General features: G+C 46.7%; 22 protein-coding genes. 17 read left to right on the forward strand and 5 right to left on the reverse strand.

Going from position 1 to position 19,960, the window contains the following annotated elements; all coding sequences use genetic code 11:
- Positions 1–2: 2 nt before the first annotated feature.
- Genes HCZ42_RS17085 through HCZ42_RS17095 form a run of 3 tightly spaced genes read right to left on the reverse strand, consistent with a single transcriptional unit; the run spans position 3 to position 2,182 of the window.
- Complete coding sequence (locus HCZ42_RS17085; protein WP_167422028.1) at positions 3–677, reverse strand: M15 family metallopeptidase; 675 nt, start codon at positions 675–677, stop codon at positions 3–5.
- A gap of 2 nt (positions 678–679) precedes the next feature.
- Positions 680–1,813, reverse strand: coding sequence for a succinyl-diaminopimelate desuccinylase (gene dapE, locus HCZ42_RS17090; protein ID WP_167421986.1), 1,134 nt, complete (start codon positions 1,811–1,813; stop codon positions 680–682).
- Between the two features lie 21 nt (positions 1,814–1,834).
- Positions 1,835–2,182 carry an ArsC family reductase gene (locus tag HCZ42_RS17095; RefSeq protein WP_167421987.1) on the reverse strand — a complete coding sequence of 116 codons (348 nt, stop codon included), beginning with the start codon at positions 2,180–2,182 and terminating at the stop codon, positions 1,835–1,837.
- 212 nt (positions 2,183–2,394) lie between these two features.
- On the opposite strand from HCZ42_RS17095, the gene HCZ42_RS17100 reads away from it, so the two are divergent.
- Complete coding sequence (locus HCZ42_RS17100) at positions 2,395–2,682, forward strand: winged helix-turn-helix domain-containing protein (protein ID WP_053409514.1); 288 nt, start codon at positions 2,395–2,397, stop codon at positions 2,680–2,682.
- Positions 2,683–2,782: 100 nt separating this feature from the next.
- Here HCZ42_RS17100 and HCZ42_RS17105 read toward each other — a convergent pair whose 3' ends face one another.
- A complete protein-coding gene (locus HCZ42_RS17105) occupies positions 2,783–3,130 on the reverse strand; it encodes a DUF2956 domain-containing protein (RefSeq protein WP_167422029.1) in 348 nt (115 codons plus the stop codon).
- Between the two features lie 90 nt (positions 3,131–3,220).
- On the opposite strand from HCZ42_RS17105, the gene HCZ42_RS17110 reads away from it, so the two are divergent.
- Positions 3,221–3,751, forward strand: coding sequence for a TPR domain-containing protein (locus tag HCZ42_RS17110; protein WP_167421988.1), 531 nt, complete (start codon positions 3,221–3,223; stop codon positions 3,749–3,751).
- A 62-nt stretch (positions 3,752–3,813) separates the two neighbouring features.
- Here HCZ42_RS17110 and nrfA read toward each other — a convergent pair whose 3' ends face one another.
- Complete coding sequence (gene nrfA, locus HCZ42_RS17115; protein ID WP_175579549.1) at positions 3,814–5,205, reverse strand: ammonia-forming nitrite reductase cytochrome c552 subunit; 1,392 nt, start codon at positions 5,203–5,205, stop codon at positions 3,814–3,816.
- A 537-nt stretch (positions 5,206–5,742) separates the two neighbouring features.
- Here nrfA and nrfB point away from each other — a divergent pair.
- The 15 genes from nrfB to fliS all read left to right on the forward strand — a co-directional run bounded on the left by nrfB (position 5,743) and on the right by fliS (position 19,796).
- Complete coding sequence (gene nrfB / locus HCZ42_RS17120) at positions 5,743–6,330, forward strand: cytochrome c nitrite reductase pentaheme subunit (protein ID WP_053409511.1); 588 nt, start codon at positions 5,743–5,745, stop codon at positions 6,328–6,330.
- 1 nt (position 6,331) lies between these two features.
- A complete protein-coding gene (gene nrfC / locus HCZ42_RS17125; RefSeq protein ID WP_167421990.1) occupies positions 6,332–7,018 on the forward strand; it encodes a cytochrome c nitrite reductase Fe-S protein in 687 nt (228 codons plus the stop codon).
- Positions 7,019–7,020: 2 nt separating this feature from the next.
- Positions 7,021–7,992, forward strand: a complete 972-nt coding sequence (gene nrfD / locus HCZ42_RS17130) for a cytochrome c nitrite reductase subunit NrfD (protein ID WP_167421991.1) — start codon at positions 7,021–7,023, stop codon at positions 7,990–7,992.
- Between the two features lie 2 nt (positions 7,993–7,994).
- Positions 7,995–9,902, forward strand: coding sequence for a heme lyase CcmF/NrfE family subunit (locus HCZ42_RS17135; protein WP_167421992.1), 1,908 nt, complete (start codon positions 7,995–7,997; stop codon positions 9,900–9,902).
- Positions 9,880–10,419: a DsbE family thiol:disulfide interchange protein gene (locus HCZ42_RS17140; RefSeq protein ID WP_167421993.1), complete on the forward strand. Its 540-nt coding sequence runs from the start codon at positions 9,880–9,882 to the stop codon at positions 10,417–10,419. Before HCZ42_RS17135 ends, HCZ42_RS17140 begins: the two co-directional genes overlap by 23 nt.
- Positions 10,416–10,859 (forward strand): cytochrome c-type biogenesis protein CcmH, encoded by a 444-nt coding sequence (locus HCZ42_RS17145; RefSeq protein ID WP_167421994.1) that lies wholly within the window; start codon positions 10,416–10,418, stop codon positions 10,857–10,859. The genes HCZ42_RS17140 and HCZ42_RS17145 overlap by 4 nt, the downstream gene beginning before the upstream one ends.
- A gap of 121 nt (positions 10,860–10,980) precedes the next feature.
- The gene (locus tag HCZ42_RS17150) at positions 10,981–11,439 is read left to right on the forward strand and encodes a DUF2919 domain-containing protein (RefSeq protein ID WP_167421995.1); all 459 of its coding nucleotides are present in this window, start codon (positions 10,981–10,983) and stop codon (positions 11,437–11,439) included.
- A gap of 159 nt (positions 11,440–11,598) precedes the next feature.
- On the forward strand, positions 11,599–12,501 hold the full coding sequence (locus HCZ42_RS17155; RefSeq protein WP_167421996.1) for a Dyp-type peroxidase: 903 nt from the start codon (positions 11,599–11,601) through the stop codon (positions 12,499–12,501).
- A 124-nt stretch (positions 12,502–12,625) separates the two neighbouring features.
- Complete coding sequence (locus HCZ42_RS17160) at positions 12,626–13,759, forward strand: flagellin (protein ID WP_167421997.1); 1,134 nt, start codon at positions 12,626–12,628, stop codon at positions 13,757–13,759.
- A gap of 244 nt (positions 13,760–14,003) precedes the next feature.
- A complete protein-coding gene (locus HCZ42_RS17165; RefSeq protein ID WP_167421998.1) occupies positions 14,004–15,137 on the forward strand; it encodes a flagellin in 1,134 nt (377 codons plus the stop codon).
- 246 nt (positions 15,138–15,383) lie between these two features.
- A complete protein-coding gene (locus tag HCZ42_RS17170; RefSeq protein WP_167421999.1) occupies positions 15,384–16,517 on the forward strand; it encodes a flagellin in 1,134 nt (377 codons plus the stop codon).
- A gap of 71 nt (positions 16,518–16,588) precedes the next feature.
- Positions 16,589–17,017, forward strand: coding sequence for a flagellar protein FlaG (flaG, locus tag HCZ42_RS17175; RefSeq protein ID WP_053409500.1), 429 nt, complete (start codon positions 16,589–16,591; stop codon positions 17,015–17,017).
- Between the two features lie 20 nt (positions 17,018–17,037).
- Positions 17,038–19,062: a flagellar filament capping protein FliD gene (fliD, locus tag HCZ42_RS17180; RefSeq protein ID WP_167422000.1), complete on the forward strand. Its 2,025-nt coding sequence runs from the start codon at positions 17,038–17,040 to the stop codon at positions 19,060–19,062.
- Entirely contained in the window at positions 19,046–19,369 is a 324-nt protein-coding gene (locus tag HCZ42_RS17185) for a flagellar protein FliT (RefSeq protein WP_167422001.1), read from the forward strand. The genes fliD and HCZ42_RS17185 overlap by 17 nt, the downstream gene beginning before the upstream one ends.
- A 16-nt stretch (positions 19,370–19,385) precedes the next feature.
- Entirely contained in the window at positions 19,386–19,796 is a 411-nt protein-coding gene (gene fliS / locus HCZ42_RS17190; protein ID WP_053409497.1) for a flagellar export chaperone FliS, read from the forward strand.
- The last annotated feature ends 164 nt before the right edge of the window (positions 19,797–19,960 follow it).

The following is a 19,960-nucleotide window of genomic DNA, read 5'->3' on the forward strand; positions in this document are numbered from 1 at the left end:
CCTTATTGAGAGATGTTTGTAATGAATTGATTGTATATGCTTTCGAGATTATCGAGTACTACTTCTTTGCCAATTAAAGAACTAGCTTGGATCTCTTGTTGCAGTACGTGCAGAGTCAACTGAGCCAAACAACTCTGCGCTGTGGCGCGATGGCTGATATGCCAAGGTTCACAAGCCACGCCGCCCTTATCTTCCTGGTACGGGAAAAAGAAACCAAAGTCTGCGAGATGATGTTTTAACCAAGCATAAAACGGCTGCTGATGACCAGTCAGATATTCCCAAGGTTCGAGTTGTAGGCTGACGCCTTGCGGCAAACTGTCACGGTCATAGAGGTCGAAGTCGGTTCCCCAATGGTGACGACTCGCACCGGGTAGGGCAGACCAACGTAAAATCGCTATTACTTTCTCTCTCTCCGAGAGTGTAGCCACGTCCACTGGTTGGCTTTGACTGTCTAAGATAGCCGCTTCACCGGACATTTTACGATTCCAGATCAGCATTTGGCGTTCAAAGTCGCGAAAGCCGCTGGCGAGACATAAGTTAAAACCGGCTTGCGTCGCCGCAGCTTTCAGTTCCAACAAGTCTTGCGCGACCTGCGGGTGGACGAGAAACGATTTTTGTCCGACTAAAGTATCCACTAAGTGGGTGGATACTTTACCAGTTAGCTGCTCAGCACTCATGCTCACGCGAGAAGATTCTCCAGTGTTCTCTGATACATCTGGGTTAGCTTTTCTAGATCATCAACTTTGACGCACTCGTTTACCTTGTGGATTGTCGCGTTCACTGGACCAAGCTCGACCACTTGGCCGCCCATACGCGCGATAAATCGACCGTCGGAAGTACCACCTGTCGTCAATAGTGCTGGTTTAGTTTGATTGACCGCATCCACCGCATCCACAACAGCATCCAGCAAATCACCAGTATCAGTCAGGAATGGGTCGCCGTTGAACGTCCACTTAAGATCATAATCGAGGTCGTGTTTGTCCAAGGTTTCGGTAACGTGCTGCACGATGGCTTCGTTGTTCAGTTCGGTACTGAAACGTAGATTAAATTGCACATTGAACTCACCAGGGATCACGTTTGACGCGCCTGTGCCCGCGTGTACGTTCGGGATTTGGAAACTGGTCGGTGGGAAGTAGTCGTTGCCTTGGTCCCACTCGGTTGTCGCCAATTCGTGAATTGCCAGCAGAGATTGATGAACCGGGTTTTTCGCCAGGTGAGGGTAAGCAACGTGACCTTGCACGCCTTTCACCGTTAGGTCACCAGTGATTGAGCCACGACGACCGTTTTTCACTACGTCACCAACCACTTCAGTACTTGAGGGCTCGCCAACAATACACATGTCGATGTTTTCGCCACGCGCCATCAAGGTTTCGACTACTCGTACCGTACCATTGATGAACGGACCTTCTTCGTCCGAGGTGATCAAAAAGCCAATCGAGCCTTTATGGTCTGGGTTTTCAGCAATAAATTGCTCTACCGCGACCACCATACTCGCCAGTGAGCCTTTCATATCAGCGGCGCCGCGACCGTGTAGAAAACCGTCTTTGATTGTTGGTTCAAATGGAGGGGTATCCCACTGTTCTAGCTTACCAGCCGGAACCACGTCTGTGTGGCCAGCGAAAGCAAATAGTGGAGCCTCTTTACCACGGCGAGCCCAAAAGTTGGTGGTATCTTCAAATACCATCACTTCAATTTCAAAACCCAACGCTTTAAGACGTTCGATCATGACGTCTTGGCAACCTGCGTCTTCTGGGGTTACCGATTGGCGGCTAATTAAATCTTTTGCGAGAGCCAGAGTAGGGCTGTCAGTCATCCTTGAAATCCTTACGAAAAATTATGAAAAAATAGCGGCGTATTGATCGGCTTTGAAACCTAAGTGGTAGTCGTTGCCTACCACGAGAATTGGGCGTTTGATCATCGCTGGCTGTTCAACCAATAACTCAATGGCGTTGGCTTCATTGAGGTTATCTTTTTGTTCTTGCGTCAATTGGCGGTAAGTGGTTCCGCGCTTGTTGAGTACGTTTTCCCAGCCTAGCTGTTGGCAAAAGCTTTCCACCATCGCCTTGTCGACGCCTTGTTTACGGTAATCATGAAACTGGTATTCCACGCCTTCTGCTTCTAGCCATTTCTTGGCTTTTTTGATTGTGTCGCAGTTAGGAATGCCATACATGGTAATTGTCATAAATAACCCTTTGGAAAAGTGACTTAGTTTGTATTTTTACTATTGCAGCATCCTATCAGGAACCGTCGGGAGAGACAAAAGTGTGATGGAGATATTTCATAAGTCGAATAAAAGCCATAGCAATCAATAGCGATCGTAGAGTTATTGATCAAACGCAACACAATGTCGCGTAAAACAGAAATAATGACCTTAGAAATTTATAGGAGGTATCAATGGAACTGAGTCCTGTTTTTGCAAGGCGACTGTATTTAGCACTACTCGTAGAGAGTTTAGAGCGACCAAACGTGCCAAAACTAATCGAGAAAACAGGTTGGCCACGCCGAACCATTCAAGATGTAATTAAGGCACTGCCGGGAATCGGCATTGAGTTGATGTTTGTTCAAGATGGGCGTCGCCATAACGACGGCTATTATCAACTGTCCGATTGGGGCCCATTCGATAGTCAATGGGTCTTAGATAGAGAATCTGCGATTGCTGCAAGTCTGGGCTTTAAAGCTTAAATAGATTTCTATGTCTCTGTGTATGGGCACTCACCGCCATACACCATTCATTAGATAACGTTAAAATCGCGCCATTGGTTGGCGCGATTTTTTATTTGTATTAATGGAACTGTGTTAAGTAGACAACAAATCCCACCCAACTGACGACTAACAATACCCACGGAACAAGTGCCGAGTTAGTGGACTTGGAGCTGCTGATATCCCTTGTTTCTGCGCTTTCTTCCACATCAGCTTGTTGAGTTTGTTTCGCTCTCTGAACCTTCTTTTTAGCTTTGTCCGCCTGACGCGCTTTTTCTTTCTGCTGCTTTTTGTATAAAGCGATGCCTTTTTCGATACCTTGAGAGATCAGTTTCGTTTGTTCTTTCGTCTGACCTGGCTTCTGAGTGGCCTTGGCAATTTTCATTGCTTCCTGCTGAGTTTCCTGAGACGGAACGACCTTTTTCTTCATCATGTGATAATTATTGTTGGATCAAAGATATAGCTATCGTACCACGTTATACTGCTTTCTTAATTGAGAAATACCACAGAGGCTGACTCCATGAATAAAGTTGTTATTGCTGGCGTTGTGTTGGCGATACCGGTATTTCTGTGGTTACGCGGTACGCCGCCGGAAGAGGTGGTGTTAGAAAGTCGCGCACTAAGCCACGACCAGCAGATGCTGGAGATTCAAACCAAGCTCAAACAAGACCCGAACCAGGCTGAACTTTGGTTTCAACTCGGACACGGGTATGTGAACGAGCAAGACTTTAAATCCGCGTTGACCTGCTTTGATTACGCACTGCGATTAAGTGATGAGCCTAGCGCGAACCAATTGGCCGCGAAAGCCACTGCACTCTACTATCTGAATAAGCAACAAATGACGGCAACGGTTACCGATCTTTTGCAGCAGGCGTTGGCGTTGGACAGCGCTAATCTCACGGCCTTGTCATTGATTGCCAACGACCATTTTGTCAGCTCTCGCTATCAGCAAGCGATTGACGTTTGGACGCAGATGCTCGACTCACAGCATAGAGATTTAGACCGGGTGTCAGTGATTCACTCGCTTAACCAAGCCAAGCAGTTGTTGTAATAACGATTCAAAGATATAAAAAAGCCGGCGAGTTGCCGGCTTTTTGTTAACGAGATAGACCGCTATTGGTAATTGGCCTCACGTTTTTCCGCTGCTTTTTCCCATTCAGGAACTACTGTGTCTAAGAAGTGTTTCTTCTCAGTGTTCATTTGCTCCATATCCATGCCTAGCGCCTGCTGAGCTTTCTCTTTGGTTGAGATGTCAGGCAGCGCGACGGCTTCTGTCACACCTTTGGTCGCAAGTAGGCGAGCCAGTTTGGTACGTGCATCGGCGGCTCTGTCGACTGCGGTTCCCAGTACTTCTAGCGCCACTTCAGGTGCGTGCATATGTACGCCGTGAGAAGCAATAGCGTAGTCCCAGCGCCATTGTGCGTGACGGATGTCTTGTAGAATGTCAGACATTTCTGCCTCGGTTGCACCTGCATCCCACGCTGCGCCCGCTTCAAAGTGAGCTGCGACGATCTGCTTCTCTGCGGTTAGCTTCATATTAAGTACTTGAGCTTTACGTGAAGAGACGATTTCGCGTAGTTGGTCTTTCGACTGAGTATGACAGTTGGCACAAGTGTCTTCGAAGCGGTCAAACGGATTGCCGACTTTGTGGTCGGTATACACGGTTCCGTCTTCTTTGGTCACTTTCGGCATATGACAGTCTACACACACCACTTTGTTTTTACCGTGGATACCTTCTCGCCATGTTTCGTAGCCTGGGTGTTGCGCTTTCAACATTGGCGCTTTCGAGACTTTGTGCGTCCAGTCTTTAAAGTTAAGCGCGTCGTAGTACTTCTCCATATCGTCTACACTGGTCCCCATATCCCAAGGGAATTTCACCCCTTTAGTTGGACCGGTGAAGTAGTACTCGACGTGACATTGACCACACACAGAGGCTTGTTGATCCAAGCGTGATTGTTTGTCGAAAGGTTTGTCGATTGCTTGGAATGCGCGCTCAACATATGGCTTCGCCAGTGCAAGTGCGGGCTCTCCATTTTTGAATGCTTCGCTACGGGTATCATGACAGTCGGCACAACCGATTGGATTGACGATTTGGTCACCTAAGCGCGCCCATTTACCTTCGAAATAGCCATCTTCACCACGCTCTTCTATTACGCGGCCAACATCGGGGCTTTTACAGCTCCAACATGCCATCGGCATTGGTCCCGAGTTTTCATCCGTTGGACCGCCGGTACGCAAAGTTTGTCGCACATCATCGAGTGCATAAAAGTGGCCACGTGCCTTATTGTAGTCCTTCGCAAAACCATAACCCGCCCACATAATGACCATGTTTGGATCTTCGGCCAACGCATCTTCGATATGTTCGCTCTCAGATGTTGCTTTCCAAGACTGATACTGATCGGGGTGGTCTTGTTCGTACGCTTGGTTACGTGGGTCGATTAAGCCTTTTTCTTCAGACGCAGCTAAGCTGCCGGTGCTCATCACTGAGCTGACCAACAATATCATTGCCGCTGCGGATTTTGGTATCCAGTGCAATTGTTTCACAGTGCTATCTCCATGATTCTGATTTTTATAAACAGCGTTGTGAACTGGCTATATCAAAATAAAGAATTGGAGAACTGCTTTAAATTCTAATTAATAGGTTAGAACAAAATAAGGGGCTAAGAATTAATCATTGTTTTAGATCAAGTTTAATATGTGACTCATGCCAAAATTAATTTCATATACCCCTAAAGGGGTAGTTATAACATCAAGGAGATGGATAATGTTGTCTATTAATAATCAATTAGTTAATGGCAATGACCATGATAAAATAAAGGTGATAAAGATCGATATTTAGACAGATTTATCTACCTCTTAAGAGTCAGAGGAGTAATATATTTATTGAAGCGTTGTGGCTTATTCAAAATAAGAATTGATCTCATTTGGCACTATTTAAACTGAGTGTCAGGGGGTATTAATTTTTACCGGAACATATTGTTTATTGAGATGAATATAGCGTTTATTTCGATGAATATAACTCCGGAATAAGGAAAGGATAATATGGGCAATATAAAGTTGGCCATAGTCATAATGCTGAAATCACTTCTTGCATTCTGCCTCTATGGTTATTCTCTTCATGCCGTTGCCGACACTTCAAGCTTGCAATCTGAAGGCCAAAACGCTCGCCATGAAGTCACTCTTATCCGTGACAAGGACTATAAATGTGTCCAATGTCATAAGGATGCCAAAGAAACGTTACAAGGCTCTCATGGCGAAGATGCGCACAAGATCCTTGGCCGTGAAGTCAATTGTACTGAATGTCATAACAACATAGGTCCGGATCACCGTGAAGGTGCGCCTAAAGTCACTAAGTACTCAAGCGCGCAATCGCAGCAAGGTACGGACAAAGTGTTCTTAGACCCATCTGAGATACTCAAAGCGAACAGTCAGTGTACCGATTGTCACCAACCAAAATACTTGCGCGAAGACAACTGGACACACGACGTGCACGCAAAGAATCTGACTTGTTCTAACTGTCATGATGTTCACGCCAGTAAAACCAAAGTGCTGAGCTTAGACCGTAAGTCTCAGATAAAACTGTGCGTGGATTGCCACTCTGACTTTAATCAAAACAAAAAGGAGGAGTGAGATGAGTTGTTCTAGACGAAATTTCATCGCGAGCACTGGTGCGTTGATTTTTACCACAGGTGTCGCGGGTACAGCGGTTTTGAATAGCCGTAAGACGCTTGCTAATGTTGAGCAGGTGGGTGAAAAACGTTATGGCATGATCCACGATGAAACAGCGTGTATTGGCTGTACGGCTTGTACCGATGCGTGTCGTGAAGTGAATAATGTGCCGGAAGGCGTGTCGCGCTTAGAGATCATTCGTAGTGAGCCGCAAGGCGAGTTTCCTGATGTTGATTACCGTTTTACCCGTAAATCTTGCCAACATTGTGAAAATCCACCTTGTGTTTATGTTTGTCCTACAGGCGCTGCATACAAAGACGAAGAAACCGGCATTATCGACGTTCATCAAGAAAAATGTGTTGGCTGTGGTTATTGCTTAGCTGCGTGTCCTTACCAAGTACGTTTCTTTAACCCTGAAAATAAATCAGCGGATAAATGTAACTTCTGTCGAGACACTAATTTGGCACAGGGCAAACTGCCGGCGTGTGTTGAATCTTGTCCGACGAAAGCACTGACGTTTGGCGATCTCAATGATCCTGAGAGCGAAATCAATCGTGTGCTGAAGACGGAAGTGGTGTATCGCGACAAAGTCCACTTAGGCACCAAACCTAAGTTGTACAAAATTCCTCATCAGAAAGGGGAGGTGTAATCATGAACGGATTTGAAAGTGCATTCCACTTTGACTCTCTGGTTTGGGATTGGATCATTGCTATCTACCTATTTTTAGCGGGTATGTCTGCTGGCGCAGTGATGATCGGTATCTACCTTAAACGCAAAGTGATTGAAGGTGACCCAGCCAACAACGGTATTTTAAAAGCCGTCGCTTGGTTAGCGCCTTTCGGTATCATCGTTGGCTTGTTGATTTTGGTGTTCCACTTAACCAAACCCCTCGAGTTTTGGAAGATCATGATTTACTACAACCCAACTTCTGTAATGTCGATGGGTGTGGTGTTGTTCCAAGTCTACATGGCGGTATTGTTTGTCTGGATTGGTGTGATTTTCCGTCACCAGATCATCAACTTCTGCGAAGGCAAACTGCCTGGGGGACTACTCAATTTTGTCGATACAATTTTGCTTAAAGCGAAAAACGTCAACAATCTACTTGAGTTGTTTTTAGGCTTTTTGGCGATTGTGCTCGCGGCGTACACAGGCTTCCTGTTGTCTGCGCTAAAAACCTATCCAATGCTCAATAACCCGGTACTGCCGATCTTATTCTTGTTCTCGAGTTTATCATCTGGTGCTGCGGCGTGTTTGCTGTTTGGTATTTTAGTGTTCAAAGAGTCGGCGAGCAGTCCAAGTGTGTCTTGGGTCCACGGCTTCGAGCGTCCGGTTGTGTTGTTTGAGTTGTTTGTCTTGGTGACGTTTTTCACTGGGCTTATCTTCAGTGGGGGACAAAACGAAGCGGCGGCCTGGAACGCGATCGGTGGAGGTTTCTGGTCGAACTGGTTCTGGTTTGGCGTCGTGTTAGTCGGGATGTTATTGCCACTGACGCTCAATGCTATTTCACCAAAAGCAGTACGCCATAACGGTGGTTACATCTTTGTTGTGACCATGCTGAGCTTGTTTGGCGTATTGATGCTACGTACCTTTATCTTGTATGCCGGACAAATGACGGTCGTATAAAGATGTTAGGGGAGTCGGGACTATTCGCTTTGGTACTGATCGCGCTACTCAGTAGTTTGAGTTTCGCACATTATGGTTGGTGTCGTTTCCAAGCTAAGAGTTCTGGTGCTTCCCTTACTTTCATTTCTAGGCTGAACGCGGCATTAGCGACGTTCAGCCTTGCTGTATTAGCCAGTCTGTTTCTCAGTGACCAATTCCAGTTTGCTTACGTCGCCGCGCATTCTAACTCAGCGTTACCGCCGTTTTTTAAGTTTGCAGCGGTGTGGGGCGGCCATGAAGGGTCAATGCTATTTTGGGTGTTTACCCTTTGTTTGTGGTCTGGATTGATATCGCTTCATTCTTTACACCAGTCCCGTTACTTTCAGAATGTGTTGTGGGTGATGAGTGGTTTTGTCGCCGCTTTTGCTTGGTTTACTCTTTTGGCCTCCAATCCGTTTTCTTATGCGGAATTATTTGTCAGTGAAGGGCGAGACTTAAATCCGATGTTGCAAGATATTGGACTTATCTTTCACCCCCCTTTGCTCTATCTCGGCTATATCGGTTTTTCGACGGTTCTGGCATTTGCCCTTGCAGCGCTGTTAGAGAACCAGTACAACCATCGCTGGGTAGAATATTGCCGAACTTGGGTGATCTCGGCGTGGATGTTACTCACGCTTGGGATCTTGATAGGCTCTTGGTGGGCATACAACGAACTCGGTTGGGGCGGCTGGTGGTTCTGGGACCCAGTAGAAAATGCCTCATTGTTGCCTTGGCTGACGGGTAGCGCGCTGTTGCATTCAATGCTCGCTTCTGCGCGTCACCAACAACTGAAACTTTGGTCGTTGAGCCTCGCGTTAGTGACGTTTTGTTTAAGTATTCTCGGTACGTTTATTGTTCGCTCAGGCGTGTTGACATCGGTGCATGCGTTCGCCGTAGACCCGACCAAAGGTGTTGCGTTGTTGGCTATCTTGGCGGTGACCCTGCTGTGTTCATTCATTTTGCTGTTTAAACATGCCGACAGGATAAAAAGCGCTCGATTTAATGCTATTGCGAGTCGCGGTTACGCGGTTTTTCTCGCGACTGGTTTGTTTTGTGTCGCCACTTTTACCGTGTTCCTTGGCACGTTTTACCCAATGGTTTATGAGCTACTCGGTTTAGGCGCGATTTCGGTCGGTGCGCCGTATTTCAATGCGTTGATGTTGCCTTTGACGATTGGCGCTCTGCTACTCATGGGGCTCGTACCTTACCTGAAGTGGTGTAAAGGTTCGCTGATTTCCTTGCGCAATTTGGTCTTGGTTTGGTTGATTTCGTTCGCTGTTGGTATCGGCTGTTATCTTGCGCAGGTGAAAGATTGGCAGCCTGTTGTCGCTTTAGTGTGGGGGTTAGCAGCTTGGGTCGTCAGCTCCCATTTGTACTTGCTGTGGCGTTACCGTCGTTTGAGTTTTATGGTGCTAGCCCATATCGGTATCGCGATGTTATGTGTTGGCGCAGTGATGAACGGTTACCACTCCTACGAGCTGAACAGGAAAATGGCGCCTGAAACCAGTATTGATATCGACAACTTCCGCGTGGAGTACCAAGAAACCCTCTGGTACGTCGGTCCAAACTATACCGCAGAACAAGCGAGTATCCGTTTTAGTTTCGAGCAAGGACAAGCGTTTGTCGTCAAACCAGAGCGACGGCATTACCAAGTCCGGGTGATGAACATGAGCGAGCCGGCGATTTATTCGACTTGGCATGGTGACTACTATGTCACACTTGGCTCAAAGATTGATAGCCAGTCCTACGCGGTAAAAATACAATACCGAGCCTATATCCTATGGGTTTGGTGCGGGGCTTTGTTGATCATCCTAGGGGCATTACTGCCACTACTGAAACAAGCCTCTATACTGACGACGAGAGCTACACATGGCGCTATTCAAGAATCGTAAAGTCTTCATTTTCATTTTATTGGTCGTCGGTTTTGTCGGCTTGCTTATTGCTGGTCTGAAATCCGAGTCAAACGGCAATCGCAGCCAAACGGTGGTGCGTACTTTTCCCGTTGTTTCAACTACGCTACTGAACGGTCAGTCGATTGAGAGTGCGAGTTCACTGTTGGATGATGAATACCAATTAGTGAATGTTTGGGCGTCTTGGTGTGGGATCTGTAAATCGGAGCATTCATATCTGATGACGCTTGCACAGAGTGGTGTGCCCATTATCGGCCTTAACTACCGTGACCAGCAATTGGCGGCGACTGGCTACTTGAAGGATGCGGGTAATCCTTACAATGAAACCATCTACGACCCCAAAGGACAGCTGAGTATCGAGCTTGGTGTGGTGGGTACGCCCGAAACCTATTTAGTTAATGCCAGCGGTGAGGTCATTTATAAACACTATGGCAAGCTGACAGAAAAGGCATGGCAGAAGCGTTTTGCTCGCTACTTTGATAAGGGCATGACGCTATGAATCGAGTTATCTGTTTACTGATGTTGGTGTTGCTCAGCCCGTTCAGTTTCGCTCAGTCGAGTCAAAGCGAGATATTTGCCGCACCAGATAGCGAGTTGGAAAGACAAGTTGAATTGTTCGAGTTTAAAACCCCTCAGTTACAGCAAAGTGCAATCGAGCTTGCAAAGTCATTACGCTGTCCTCAGTGTCAAAATCAAAACTTAGTTGAGTCAAATTCACCACTGGCGAAAGACTTACGCTTGATCGTTTTTAACAAGATCAACAGCGGTGAGAGCGAGCAGCAAGTGATCGACTTTATGACCGCAAGATACGGTGAGTTTGTTCTCTACAAGCCGAGCTTTACCTGGAAAAACGCCTTGTTGTGGGGCTTACCCGGGTTATTGCTGGTGGCGTTTTTGTTTGTCTCTTTCAAATCGGTGGGTAAGACAGAGCGAGAATAATGCTGCTGTGCGACATTGCTCCGTCGTTGGTCGATAGTTCCTTTTCTAACAAAATACTACTCGTATTTTCTGTTCATTCAGTTACATTGAAATACATTGAAATTGATGGTTGTGGCAGTAAGTGCGGTATTCTCTCGAACAATATGACAAACATGGTTTCCTAAAAGCGCCCAAGTGGTTGTGGTTAGGATGGCTGTTCATGGCAAAAGCGTGGGTGGTGTTTGTTGTTGCAGGTGCGAGTCGAGAAAGCGGTAGCAAGATCCTGACTATCGTCTATCCTGATCACTCGATGCTCTACCTTGGTTTGGTCATGGGACTACCGAGTATCGCGTTGATGTGGCTGATCAGTTTACGTAGCCCTGAACGAAAGTGGGTTAACTGGATTGTCAGTTGGGGTAAACCGGTGACATTGTTAACCGTTGCCAGCCAGTTTAGCCAGAGTTTGTATCACGTTTATCTCGAGCATGGCGCATTCAGTTGGGTCAACGGGATGACATTGGTGATACTACTTTGGTTTGGTATTTATGTTCTGCAAAGTCGAAGTGTGCGCGACAGTTTGAAAACTCCAGCGTTGGCTTGAACACCAGCTAGATGACCACCATCAATATATTAAAATAAAAACTTAATACACTAAGCAACTAACTTAATAAAAACACGTCAAGTCTATATAAGTCAACGCTCTGCTAGAGCCAAAGAGCGGTCACTTATATAGACTGGTATACAAAGTGAGGAACTAATAATGTCTAACCCTCAAAGTGCAATCCTTCCTGAAGCGAGCCCTTTTGCTCAGTACACGCTTCTGAAAGTGACACAAAACCCTCAGCTTGTTCTGGAACAGCTGCAAGCTCTACCTGCTTTGGTAGCAGAGTTGAACAGCAACCAACCAGGTGCGAATCTTGCGATTTCTATCGCATTTACTAAATCATTTTGGCAGCAGCTTGATGTTGCGATGCCAGAAGAGCTGATTGACTTCCCGGTACTGGGAGAAGGTGACATTGTCGCGCCAAGTACAGAAGTTGACGTATTGCTTCATGTTCATTCAAACCGTCACGACCTGCATTTCTATCTACTGCGTAAGTTCATGTCGTCTGTGTCAGACAGCGTCAGCATTGTCGATGAGACAAACGGTTATCGCTATTTAGACGCGCGCGATATGACAGACTTTATCGACGGTACAGAAAACCCGAAAGACGGCCAACGTGCGGAAGTCGCGCTCATCCCTGATGGTGAGTTTGCGGGTGGTAGCTACGTGATGGTGCAACGTTTTGTTCACAACCTGCCTGCATGGAACCGTTTGAATGTTTCGGCGCAAGAGAAAGTCATTGGTCGTACTAAGCAAGACTCTATCGAGTTGGACGATGTACCCGCGGCATCACACGTCGGTCGTGTTGATATTAAGGAAGAAGGCAAAGGGCTCAAGATTGTTCGTCATAGCTTGCCATACGGCACAGTGTCGGGCGATCACGGTCTACTGTTTATCGCATACTGTCACACGCTACATAACTTTAAAGCGATGTTAGAAAGCATGTATGGTGTAACCGATGGCAAAACCGATCAACTGCTGCGCTTTACCAGTGCCAAAACGGGTGCGTACTTCTTTGCACCATCGGCTGAAATGCTGCAAAGCCTAAGTGTGAAGTAACAATAGTCCCGCAGTTAAGTCTTGAAAAGCCGAGCTCACTAGCTCGGCTTTTTTACGTTTTTAATTAAAGAAATACCGGGCAGGCCGATACATAAAGTAACCCTGAGGAGGAAAGTGCGTAACTATGGCCATTACTGTTAATACCAACGTCTCTGCAATGACAGCGCAACGTCACCTGACCAATGCGACGGATTTGTTGAACCAATCTCTGGAGCGCTTAGCTTCGGGGAGTCGTATTAATAGTGCTAAAGATGACGCCGCAGGGTTACAAATCTCGAATCGCCTCGAGTCGCAAATGCGTGGTCTGGATGTCGCAGTAAGAAACGCTAACGACGGTATTTCGATTATGCAAACGGCAGAAGGGGCAATGCAGGAAACCACCAATCTTCTCCAACGTATGCGTGACTTGTCTTTGCAGTCTGCGAATGGTTCCAACAGCAAAGCAGAGCGAGATGCGTTACAAGAAGAAATGGCGGCTTTGAACGATGAATTGAATCGAATCGCCGAAACAACCTCTTTTGGTGGTCGAAAATTGCTCAATGGCTCGTTTTCGTCTTCCGCGTTTCAAATCGGTGCAGCATCGGGTGAAGCGGTACAAGTGTCGCTGAAAAACATGCGTTCAGACAGCCTAGCAATGGGCGGTTTTAGCTATGTTGCCGCAGCAAAAGCGGACGACAGTTGGCAAGTTTCGCAAGGCAACCACATGCTCAACATGCAGTACACCGATAGCAATGGGGTAGAGCAAAATATTCAGATCAAAGCCAAAATTGGCGATGATATCGAAGAGCTCGCAACCTATATCAACGGCCAGACCGATAAAGTGTCGGCATCGGTCAATGAAGATGGGCAACTGCAGATTTATATGGCAGGCAAGGAAACCGCTGGTTCGATTACTTTCAGTGGCAGCTTAGCGCAGCAATTGCAGATGAACTTGGCGGGTTATGAGGCGGTTGATAACCTCGACATTTCTAATGTCGGTGGTGCGCAACGAGCGGTTTCGGTGATTGATACTGCGTTGAAGTATGTTGATAGCCACCGCGCTGAGTTAGGGGCGATGCAAAATAGATTCAGTCACGCGATCAACAACCTTGATAACGTGCATGAAAACCTCGCTGCCTCTAACAGCAGAATCAAAGATACCGATTACGCTAAAGAAACGACGCAGATGGTTAAGCAGCAAATTCTGCAACAGGTCAGCACTTCTATCTTGGCGCAGGCCAAGCAACAACCTAATTTAGCACTGACGCTGCTAACTTAATTGTCAAAAAAGATAATGTTATCGACATGCCCGTTTAAAGCTTTAGTGAATAAAATCCTTTTTTGGCACTTTTCTCCGCTTAATCACGTTTTTTCTCACAAACGGACTTTTTTCAAAAAAAACTTAAAAAAATCCTCAAGGTTTCGCAAATCGCGCCGTTAATAAAAGTAACTTTGAGAGAACTACTTGGTTTTCCGAGACGTCGGAAACCGGAAACATCGGAAAATCAATTGGAGAGATCACCATGGCAGTAAATGTAAACACTAACGTATCAGCAATGACAGCTCAGCGTCACCTAAACAACGCTAACAATGCACAACAAACGTCGATGGAACGCCTATCTTCTGGCTTCAAAATCAACAGTGCTAAAGATGACGCAGCGGGTCTACAAATCTCTAACCGTTTGAACGTTCAAAGTCGCGGTCTTGATGTGGCTGTACGTAACGCGAACGACGGTATTTCTATCGCACAGACTGCTGAAGGTGCGATGAACGAAACAACTAACATCCTACAACGTATGCGTGACCTATCGCTTCAATCTGCGAACGGTTCAAACTCTAAATCAGAGCGCGTAGCGATTCAGGAAGAAGTAACCGCTCTTAACGACGAGCTTAACCGTATCGCAGAAACTACATCTTTTGGTGGTAACAAACTGCTAAACGGCACCTTCACTACTAAGTCTTTCCAAATCGGTGCAGACAACGGTGAAGCAGTTATGCTGACTCTGAACGACATGCGTTCAGACAACGTTGGCATGGGTGGCGCGAGCTACAAAGCGGCTAACGCGAAAGATTCAGATTGGACAGTATCAGACACTGCAAACGACCTAACCATCTCTCTAACAGATACAGACGGCGTAGCGCAAACTATCGATATCACGGCTAAAGCAGGCGATGATATTGAAGAACTAGCGACTTACATCAACGGTCAAACTGATATGGTTAAAGCGTCTGTTGATGAAGACGGTGCACTACAAATCTTCGCTGGTACAAACAAAGTTGACGGTGAAGTAACGTTCTCAGGCGGTCTAGCTGGTGAACTAAGCATGGGTACTTCAAGCGCAGTAACTGTTGATACTATCGACGTAACTTCAGTAGGTGGCGCACAAGAATCTGTTGCTATCATCGACTCTGCTCTTAAGTATGTAGATAGCCACCGTGCTGAACTGGGTGCATTCCAAAACCGTTTCAACCACGCTATCAACAACTTGGACAACATTAACGAAAACGTGAATGCGTCTAAGAGCCGAATCAAAGACACTGACTTTGCGAAAGAAACAACGGCACTGACTAAGTCTCAGATTCTTTCTCAAGCTTCAAGCTCTATTCTTGCTCAAGCGAAGCAAGCGCCAAATGCGGCACTAAGCCTACTTGGCTAAGCAAAATCGCGTTAATAAAAAATCCAGCTTCGGCTGGATTTTTTTATGCCTGAAATCTGCCACATCCTATCTACTTGGGTGTATTTATCCGATATGGGTCACATTTCTTATCGTTATACGAAAAAAATCATAATTTTGCTAAAGGTTATAGAAACACCGCCGTTACAAGACTGAGAGAAATGAGATGTGCGAAAGCGAGGTGAGAGACGCGGACGCACATCGCCCTAATGCCTAAGGAGATCGAATATGGCAATTAACGTGAACACCAATGTGTCTGCGATGACTGCTCAGCGCCACCTTAATGGTGCGGCTGAAGGTATGCAGAAGTCGATGGAGCGTCTATCGTCTGGTTACAAAATCAACAGTGCTCGTGACGACGCTGCTGGCCTACAAATCTCAAACCGTTTAACGTCGCAAAGTCGTGGTCTCGACATGGCGGTGAAAAACGCAAATGATGGTATTTCTATCGCGCAGACAGCGGAAGGTGCGATGAACGAAACGACCAACATCCTTCAACGTATGCGTGATTTGGCGCTGCAATCTTCAAACGGTTCAAACTCGCGTTCAGAGCGTGTGGCGATCCAGGAAGAAGTGACCGCGTTGAACGACGAACTTAACCGTATTGCAGAAACGACGTCGTTTGGTGGTAACAAGCTACTAAACGGCAACTTCGGTAGTAAATCATTCCAGATCGGCGCAAGTTCAGGTGAAGCTGTTCAGCTGACAATGAAAAACATGCGTTCGGATACGACCGATATGGGTGGTAAAGCGTACGTTGCGGCGAGCGGTCAAGCAGCAGATTGGACAGTGAGCGCAGGTTCTACTGACCTAACGCTGGACTATACTGATGTTCACGGTGAAGCGAAGTCACTGACGATCAACGCGAAAGAAGGCGATGATATCGAACAGTTGGCGACTTACATCAACGGTCAGAACGACGACGTGAAAGCGTCTGTGGGTGAAGATGGTAAGCTACAACTTTTTGCCGCATCGAACAAAGTCGCAACTGACGTAACGATTGGTGGTGCGTTAGGTACAGAAATCGGTTTCGGCGCAGCGGAAGATAGAACCGTTGCAGACATCGACGTATCGACGGTTTCGGGGTCACAAATGGCGGTATCTATCATTGATGGCGCTTTGAAAAACGTTGACAGTCAGCGTGCAGAATTAGGTGCATTCCAAAACCGTTTCGGCCATGCGATCAATAACTTGGATAACATCAATGAGAACGTAAACGCGTCTCGTAGCCGTATTCAAGACACTGACTTCGCGAAAGAAACGACTGCGATGACCAAGTCTCAAATTTTGCAGCAAGCGAGTACTTCTATCCTAGCTCAAGCTAAGCAGTCTCCATCTGCCGCACTTAGCCTATTAGGTTAAGCGGTAGTTTGATAGTAGCTTATTGTTAGCAGAGTTATGCTGCTGACTAACAAGGTGGAAGGGAGATTGTTATGGAGATACCATCCTACACATCGAACATTCAGCCTTATGGCCTGGAAAGTGGCACTAAAATTGCTTCAAATAATGAAAATGCACAGCTCGATTCTATACTGAAGGAGCCGCAAGTAAGCGAAAGGATAAACGCTCAATCTGTGCAATCTGTTGAGAAGTTAGTCGAAGCGAGCAAAGAGCGCGAGAAGCTAAACAGAGAAACACGGGAAAGACTTGTTGAGCAGATGAATGATTTTATTTCATCCATCAATAAGGGGTTGTCGTTTCGGGTCGATGAAGCATCCGGCAGGGATGTGGTGACTATTTACGAAGCGGATACTGGTGATATCATTCGTCAGATTCCAGATGAAGAAGTACTAGAGATAGTGCGCCGCCTAAGGGAACAGACAGCCAGATATTCATCGGGCTTACTGAACCAAACGGTGTAATCGTATTTTGAGGTGATTGAATGAGTTTTGGCCCAATAGGGATGAATACTGGCATGGATATCAATTCCATGGTCAGCAAAGTTGTCGATTCAGAGCGCGTGCCTAAACAGCAGCGTATCGATAACGAGCGGACCAAAATTGATTCTAGTATCAGTGCCTATGGGCGGCTCAGAGAGTCGCTGGATACAATGAAAAATCTCATGACGAACTTTCGTCAGGAGAAAGCATTCGCCGCTCGAAAAGTCGACACGACGGATGATACCGTTGTATCCGCGACTGCAACCACAGATGCCATTGCCGGTCGCTATTCTATCGATGTGTTGCAGCTTGCTCAGAGCCACAAGATTGCGTCAGACGTACTACCGGAAGACGCGAAATTTGGCCCGGGTAAGTTGCAAGTTTCACTCGGCAGCAAGAAATTCACTATCGATGTTGCCGCCAATTCAAAGCTGATTGATGTCGTTCGTGGCATTAACGGCACAAAATCTAACCCTGGTGTGCGTGCGTCTGTCATTAATGACACGGCAGGGCCTCGTTTGATCGTGGCGTCAACATTATCAGGCGAGCAAAACGACCTATCGATTACGACCGATGCCCAACCGGGTAACTTGCTTAAACAACTCGAATACAAAACGTTAGAGCAACGGGTGAAAGATCTCGAGAATGCTCGCGCAGCCGCGCAAGAATTGTTGGTTCCGCTGTCACCGCAAGAGCAAGAAATTGCCGATAAAATTGCCCAGCGCAATATCGAGGCGGCAAAACTTGTCGACCAAGAGATTGCCGACGCGAGTAAGCAAGCGGCAATTCAAGCTGATCCAAACGCAGCCAAAGAAGCGATCCCGGGTAACGAGTTGTCGGCCAATGCCGCAACTGCCGCAGCGCAGGCGGGGATCGACGCTAATAAGTATATTCGACCAGAAGACCGTATTCCGGGCTGGACAGAAACCGCATCCGGAACGCTGCTAGATTCTTACTGGGAACCCGAAGCGGAACTGGACGCGAAAGCGCTAGAAAAGTCTTCCGATGTCCCCGGTTGGACCAATACGGCTTCGGGCACGTTGACTGACTCCTATGTGACGCCAAAAGAAGCACAAGCTCGTATTGAAGCGGAACAAGCGCGTATTGAACAGCAAGTCGCACAAGAAAAAGCGGAACTTAGCCGGAAAGTGGCAGCGGGCGAGCTGAGCGCAGAAGAAGCAAAACAGCTTGAGCGCGCAAAACTGTCTAAGGAAGAACGCGAGTACCTAGAGCGTTTAGACCAAGCAAAAGCCGACCTTGATGCAGCACAGCGCTCTTTTGACACCTACCGAGGAATGACGCAGGTGCAAGCAGCGCAAGATTCCAAAGTCGTACTGGATGGTGTGGCTCAGTTATCCAGCAATAACAATATTATCGAAGACGCGATTGATGGTGTCGATCTGACGCTAAAAGGGCGTACCGAAAAAGGTAAACCGCTGTCGGAAATCGATATCGAATATGACCGTCAGGGTGTCCGAGAAGACATAGAGCGATTTGTCGGGGCGTACAACCAGTTCTATCAACTCTCTCAAGAGCTAAGTGGCGTTGACCCAAGAACCGGAATGGCGGGGCCGCTATCCGGTGACAGCATTGTGCGTAGCGCAGATTCTCGTTTGAAATCGGTCTTCTCGACCGCGATTGAACCTGCGTCGGACGATCTCAAGAGGCTGACTGAGTTTGGTATCACCACGACTCGTCAGGGTAATCTTGAAATTAACTACAACTTACTCGACCGCCAGCTCAATAATAACTTTGATAAGTTGGAAGCATTTTTTGGTGGTAACCAAGGTTTTGCCAAGAAAGTAGAGGATGCGATTCAAGGTCTGACTGGGGTAACTGGTGCGATTCGTACGCGCGAACGCAGCATGATGGATCGTACTTACAAGCTGCAAGACGATCAGGCGGCGCTGGATCGCAGAATGGACAATCTTGAGAAGCGTACGCACGCCAAATTCTCGGCGATGCAAGACGCGACGGGTAAGATGCAGTCTCAACTCGCGGGAATGATGAATGCACTTGGCCGATAGTTTCGACAATCTTCTGGTAGAGTTTTGTGCTTTAAATCACAAAATGTTAGCGTGTCTGCATCAAGACGAGCCAGATGTTGAAGAAATTTCGCATTTGGTCGATATAAGAGAACAGTTATTGCATCAGCTTTTGAGTTTGATTGACCAAAACAAACAATTGGCAAACTCAGAGCGGTGGCAACAAGCCGTCGATGAGACCAAATCACTGGTCAAGTTAATGGAAGAGAAAACCAATCAGTTTGGTTTATCGTTACGTAAGTATCAGCACGGGAAACGTTCCGTACAGCAATACAAAAAATTTTTATAGTTTAAGAGGGTTGTTTATGCGTGGTTCACTACAGGCTTACAAGAAGGTATCGGTTGATAGCCAGCTCAGTGCGGCCTCCCCGCATAAAATTGTTCAAATGCTGATGGCAGGCGCGATCGAGCGTTTGATTCAAGCGAAAGCGGCGATGGAGCAAGGTAACATCCCAGCTAAAGGTGAGCGCCTAGGTAAAGCGCTGGATATCATCATCAGTTTACGTAGCTGTCTATCGATGGATGACGGTGGTGATATTGCGAAGAATCTTGATCAGCTTTACGAATTTATGATTACGCAAGTGACGGAAGCAAACCATAAGAACGATCCTAAACTAATTGATGATGTAGTTGAGATTATTCGCGAGATTAAGTCTGCTTGGGATCAGATTCCGCAAGAGTTCCACAACCTAACTGCATCGGACGTTGGTATTTAACGCCAATAATTAAGCATTTAGTTGTATACCAAGTCAAAATTTTGCCAATTGGTTTTGGGCTAACATCACACCAGCTCATTGCTTGGTTGCCTTATTTTTTATATCAAATAGAATAGAAGTCACTAACTAGCCTAGTGGCTTTTTTTGTTGCTGAAATTTATTCA

It is taken from the genome of Vibrio hepatarius, from assembly GCF_011806575.1.
In the GTDB taxonomy this organism is placed as follows: Bacteria; Pseudomonadota; Gammaproteobacteria; order Enterobacterales; family Vibrionaceae; genus Vibrio; species Vibrio hepatarius_A.